The following is a 1,844-nucleotide window of genomic DNA, read 5'->3' on the forward strand; positions in this document are numbered from 1 at the left end:
GTGCAGTGCTTGATAACAGGAGTCTTCCCAGGATGGCGAACAACAAGAAACTGGTTTCCGTCTTCACGGACTTCGTTGCTTTCCAGTTTAGCAATACGCTTACTCCCATCCGAGATAACACCTTCGTAATACTCACGCTGCTCGTTGAGTTTTGATTTTGCTGTTTCAAGCTCAACACGCAGTTTCCCTACTGTTAGCGCAATATCCTCGTTCTCCTGGTCGCGGCGTTTGATGTATTGCTGGTTTCTTTCCCGTTCATCCAGCAGTTCCAGCACAATCGATGGTGTTACCAATTCATGGAAAAGGTCTGCGTCAAATCCCCAGTCGTCATGCATTGCCTGCTCTGCCGCTTCACGCAGTGCCTGAGAGTTAATTTCGCTCACTTCGAACCTCTCTGTTTACTGATAAGTTCCAGATCCTCCTGGCAACTTGCACAAGTCCGACAACCCTGAACGACCAGGCGTCTTCGTTCATCTATCGGATCGCCACACTCACAACAATGAGTGGCAGATATAGCCTGGTGGTTCAGGCGGCGCATTTTTATTGCTGTGTTGCGCTGTAATTCTTCTATTTCTGATGCTGAATCAATGATGTCTGCCATCTTTCATTAATCCCTGAACTGTTGGTTAATACGCTTGAGGGTGAATGCGAATAATAAAAAAGGAGCCTGTAGCTCCCTGATGATTTTGCTTTTCATGTTCATCGTTCCTTAAAGACGCCGTTTAACATGCCGATTGCCAGGCTTAAATGAGTCGGTGTGAATCCCATCAGCGTTACCGTTTCGCGGTGCTTCTTCAGTACGCTACGGCAAATGTCATCGACGTTTTTATCCGGAAACTGCTGTCTGGCTTTTTTTGATTTCAGAATTAGCCTGACGGGCAATGCTGCGAAGGGCGTTTTCCTGCTGAGGTGTCATTGAACAAGTCCCATGTCGGCAAGCATAAGCACACAGAATATGAAGCCCGCTGCCAGAAAAATGCATTCCGTGGTTGTCATACCTGGTTTCTCTCATCTGCTTCTGCTTTCGCCACCATCATTTCCAGCTTTTGTGAAAGGGATGCGGCTAACGTATGAAATTCTTCGTCTGTTTCTACTGGTATTGGCACAAACCTGATTCCAATTTGAGCAAGGCTATGTGCCATCTCGATACTCGTTCTTAACTCAACAGAAGATGCTTTGTGCATACAGCCCCTCGTTTATTATTTATCTCCTCAGCCAGCCGCTGTGCTTTCAGTGGATTTCGGATAACAGAAAGGCCGGGAAATACCCAGCCTCGCTTTGTAACGGAGTAGACGAAAGTGATTGCGCCTACCCGGATATTATCGTGAGGATGCGTCATCGCCATTGCTCCCCAAATACAAAACCAATTTCAGCCAGTGCCTCGTCCATTTTTTCGATGAACTCCGGCACGATCTCGTCAAAACTCGCCATGTACTTTTCATCCCGCTCAATCACGACATAATGCAGGCCTTCACGCTTCATACGCGGGTCATAGTTGGCAAAGTACCAGGCATTTTTTCGCGTCACCCACATGCTGTACTGCACCTGGGCCATGTAAGCTGACTTTATGGCCTCGAAACCACCGAGCCGGAACTTCATGAAATCCCGGGAGGTAAACGGGCATTTCAGTTCAAGGCCGTTGCCGTCACTGCATAAACCATCGGGAGAGCAGGCGGTACGCATACTTTCGTCGCGATAGATGATCGGGGATTCAGTAACATTCACGCCGGAAGTGAATTCAAACAGGGTTCTGGCGTCGTTCTCGTACTGTTTTCCCCAGGCCAGTGCTTTAGCGTTAACTTCCGGAGCCACACCGGTGCAAACCTCAGCAAGCAGGGTGTGGA

5 protein-coding genes are annotated in these 1,844 nt (G+C 48.4%); all 5 read right to left on the reverse strand.

Translation table 11 applies throughout. From position 1 onward, the window contains the following. On the reverse strand, nt 1-383 hold a 383-nt coding region (locus HP552_RS03295; RefSeq protein WP_175394222.1), incomplete at its 3' end, for an ead/Ea22-like family protein. Continuing rightward, a complete protein-coding gene (locus tag HP552_RS03300; RefSeq protein ID WP_000763367.1) occupies nt 380-601 on the reverse strand; it encodes a TraR/DksA family transcriptional regulator in 222 nt (73 codons plus the stop codon). The genes HP552_RS03295 and HP552_RS03300, both read right to left, overlap by 4 nt. A gap of 391 nt (nt 602-992) precedes the next feature. After that, nucleotides 993-1,184, reverse strand: coding sequence for a DUF1382 family protein (locus tag HP552_RS03310; protein ID WP_015979260.1), 192 nt, complete (start codon nt 1,182-1,184; stop codon nt 993-995). Further along, nucleotides 1,157-1,345 (reverse strand): DUF1317 domain-containing protein, encoded by a 189-nt coding sequence (locus tag HP552_RS03315; protein WP_001251812.1) that lies wholly within the window; start codon nt 1,343-1,345, stop codon nt 1,157-1,159. The genes HP552_RS03310 and HP552_RS03315 overlap by 28 nt, the downstream gene beginning before the upstream one ends. Beyond that, nucleotides 1,336-1,844, reverse strand: a 509-nt coding sequence (locus tag HP552_RS03320; RefSeq protein ID WP_175394223.1) for a lambda exonuclease family protein, incomplete at its 5' end; no start/stop codon positions are given. The genes HP552_RS03320 and HP552_RS03315, both read right to left, overlap by 10 nt.

Source organism: Paenibacillus xylanilyticus, from assembly GCF_013359935.1.
GTDB classification, from domain to species: Bacteria; Bacillota; Bacilli; order Paenibacillales; family Paenibacillaceae; genus Paenibacillus; species Paenibacillus xylanilyticus.